Origin of the sequence: Nocardia farcinica, from assembly GCF_029867845.1 — a bacterium.
Taxonomy (GTDB): Bacteria; Actinomycetota; Actinomycetes; order Mycobacteriales; family Mycobacteriaceae; genus Nocardia; species Nocardia farcinica_A.
In genome coordinates this window covers 1-3,281 of the sequence record NZ_JARWRU010000339.1, presented here as the reverse complement: position 1 = coordinate 3,281, position 3,281 = coordinate 1, and the positions used below count along the sequence as shown (strand labels likewise).

Annotated in this window: 3 protein-coding genes; all 3 read left to right on the top strand. The window is 72.5% G+C overall.

Going from position 1 to position 3,281, the window contains the following annotated elements:
* Positions 1-306 precede the first annotated feature (306 nt).
* Positions 307-1,200 (top strand): ROK family protein, encoded by an 894-nt coding sequence (locus tag QH283_RS07220; protein ID WP_280502239.1) that lies wholly within the window; start codon positions 307-309, stop codon positions 1,198-1,200.
* 72 nt (positions 1,201-1,272) lie between these two features.
* Positions 1,273-2,010 carry a phosphoglyceromutase gene (locus QH283_RS07215; protein WP_280502238.1) on the top strand — a complete coding sequence of 246 codons (738 nt, stop codon included), beginning with the start codon at positions 1,273-1,275 and terminating at the stop codon, positions 2,008-2,010.
* Between the two features lie 450 nt (positions 2,011-2,460).
* A partial coding sequence (locus tag QH283_RS07210; protein ID WP_280502237.1) for a CocE/NonD family hydrolase occupies positions 2,461-3,281 on the top strand: 821 nt, incomplete at its 3' end.

The following is a 3,281-nucleotide window of genomic DNA, read 5'->3' as shown; positions in this document are numbered from 1 at the left end:
ACACTGCCTCCCAGCGGCGGGACGACACTGCCTCCCAGCGGCGGGACGACACTGCCTCCCAGCGGCGGGACGACACTGCCTCCCAGCGGCGGGACGACACTGCCTCCCAGCGGCGGGACGACACTGCCTCCCAGCGGCGGGACGACACCGCCTCCTGGCGGCGACACGACTTCAGGCACGGCACCTGACGCCGTTCGCGCGGCGGCAACCACGTAGCGTTACCGGCCGAGACAAGCACGCGCGCACGCCCGCGCCGCTCCGCGCGGCGAGCGGCGTACGCGCCTGGGGAACCGGGGGTTTCGGCAGATGACTGTTCTGGCACTGGACATCGGCGCCACCAAGATCGCGGTCGGCTTGGTGGGGGCCGACGGCGTCACCCACGAGGTGGGCCGGATCGCGGTGCCGCCCAGCGGAGTCTGGGAGGCGGTGCGCGGACTGCTGCTGGCCGCGGCCAACGGCACCGAGGTCTCGATCGTCGGCATCGGCGCGTGCGGGCCGGTGGACGCGACCGTCGGGGTGGTCGAGCCGCTCAACATCCCGGAGTGGCGTGACGGCTTCGCCCTGGTCGACGCCGTGCGCGAGATCTTCCCCGGCGCGAGCGTGCGCCTGGCCGTCGACGGCGTCTGCCTGGCGCTGGCCGAACGGCACTTCGGCGCCGCCCGCACCACCCCGGACGCGCTGGCCATGACGGTCTCCTCCGGGATCGGCGGCGGCGTCATCGTCGGCGGCATGGTCGCGGTCGGGCACACCGGCAACGCGGGCCACATCGGGCACATGATCGTGCCCGGCTCCACCGACCCGTGCGCCTGCGGCGGCGTCGGCTGCGTGGAGGCGGTCGCCAGCGGGCCGTCCGCGGTGCGCTGGGCGCGTGAGCGCGGCTGGGAGGGCGCCACCGGGGTCGAGCTGGCCGCCGCCGCGGAGGCGGGGGACCGGACCGCCAAGGCCGCCCTGCGGCGCGCGGGAATCGCGCTCGGCCAGGTCATCTCGTCGGCGGCGGCGCTGCTCGACGTCGACCTCGTGGTGGTCGGCGGCGGATTCGCGCAGGCGGGTGAGCCGCTGTGGCGGCCGCTGCAGGAGGCGCTCGGCGCGCACGCGCGCATCCGTTTCCTCGGTGACCTGCGGGTGGTGCCCAGCGAACTGGGCGACCACGCGACGCTGGTCGGCGCGGGTCTGCTGACGGCGCTGGGCAGACCGGCCTGAGAGGCGCTGGGCAGACCGGCCTGAGGAGAGGCGCGCCGGGACGAGGACCGGCGCGTCGTTACACTACGGGCCATGACGTACACCCTCGTGCTGCTGCGCCACGGCGAGAGCGAATGGAACGCCCTCAACCTGTTCACCGGATGGGTGGACGTGCACCTCACCGACAAGGGCGTCGCCGAGGGCAAGCGCGCCGGTGAGCTGCTCGCCGAGCACGGCATCCTGCCGGACATCGTCTTCACCTCGCTGCTGCGCCGCGCCATCTCCACGGCCAACATCGCGCTGGACGCGGCCGACCGGCACTGGATCCCGGTGGTCCGTGACTGGCGGCTCAACGAGCGCCACTACGGCGAGTTGCAGGGCAAGAACAAGGCGCAGATCCGCGACAAGTACGGCGACGAGCAGTTCATGCTGTGGCGGCGCAGCTACGACACCCCGCCGCCGCCGATCGAGGACGGCAACGAGTACAGCCAGGAAGGCGACGCGCGCTACGCCGGCATCGACATCCCGCGCACCGAGTGCCTGCTCGACGTAGTGAACCGGATGGTGCCCTACTGGGAGTCGACCATCTCCAAGGAGCTGCTGTCGGGCAGGACGGTGCTGGTGGCCGCGCACGGCAATTCGCTGCGGGCGCTGGTCAAGCACCTCGACCAGATCTCCGACGAGGACATCGCGGGGCTGAACATCCCCACCGGCATCCCGCTGCGCTACGAGCTGGACGAGAACCTGCGCCCGGTGCGCCCGCGCGAGTACCTGGACCCGGAGGCCGCCGCCGCGGGCGCGGCCGCCGTCGCGGGCCAGGGCGGCAAGTAGGACGGCGAGCAGGACCAACGCCGGGAACGCGTTTCGCGTCCCGGACAGTGCGTCGGAAGGGCCCGCCCGGTATAGGGCGGGGCGTTTAGCGTGCAGGGGGGCGGGCCCCGGGCCGGGAGGGGGGGGGGTACGCCCCCCCCGCGGGGCGCCCCCGGGGGCCGGGGGGGGCCCTTTTGGGCGTCCTGGGGGCCGGACGCGGGGCCGGCGGCGGGGGGGTCCCCCCCGCCGGGGGGGCCGCCGCGGTGAGCCGGGTGCGACCGGGGGATAAGACGATGTCGCGCGCCCGATAACAGAAGCCGGCGAAACGATCCGGGAATTCCGGTGATTCGCCCGGCGTGAATATTCACAGGGCCCGAGTTGTCCACACTGTCCGAGTCGGCGGTTCTTACTCCACGGTAAGTGTGTCAGAATTCCGGCGTCCCATTTCAACGGAGAGGTGGACCACTCCCCATGAGAAAAGCGTTCCGGGTCACGGTCGCCGGGCTGGCGACGGCGCTGATCCTGCCGTTCCTCGGCGGTGCGGGCGCGACGGCGTCGCCGCTGCCGACCGGCCCCGACGGCGGCGCGGCCGGAGCCGCCTGGGCGGCGACCCACGACGGCCCGCAGGCCTATCCGAACATCCACATCACCTGGGATGTGCCGATCACCATGAGCGACGGCACGGTGCTCAAGGCGAATCTGTACCGCCCGGCCGACGTGTTCGGCCTGCCCGTGCCCGAGCCGACGCCGACGGTGGTCAACATGACCCCGTACACGAAGTTGGTCTCCAATCTCGCCGACCACGCGAGCGAGGTGCCCGGCCTGTCCGACGCGATCATCGGCCTGGCCCGCGAGATCGACATGACCGGCACCCCGCTGTCGGGCCTGACCGATCTCACCAAGGCCCTCGGCGGCGGCGAGCTGCGCAACTTCTCGGTCGACCGCAGCCTGGTGCGCAGCGGCTACACCCAGCTGGTGGTCGACGTGCGCGGCACCGGCTTCTCGCAGGGCGAGTGGGACATGCTGCGCGACCGCGAGCAGCTCGACACCGTCGAGGTCATCGAGTGGGCGGCGCGTCAGCCGTGGTCCAACGGCCGCATCGGCATGTCCGGCATCTCCTACTCCGCGATCAACCAGGTGCAGGCCGCCGAGAAGGCGCCGGCCCCGCTGCAGGCCATCTTCCCGATCGTGCCGGGCAGCGACCTGATGAACGACGTGCTCGCGCCCGGCGGCGGTTTCGGCATGAACTTCATCCCGCTGTGGCTGACGGCGATCAACACGCTCAAGTGGAT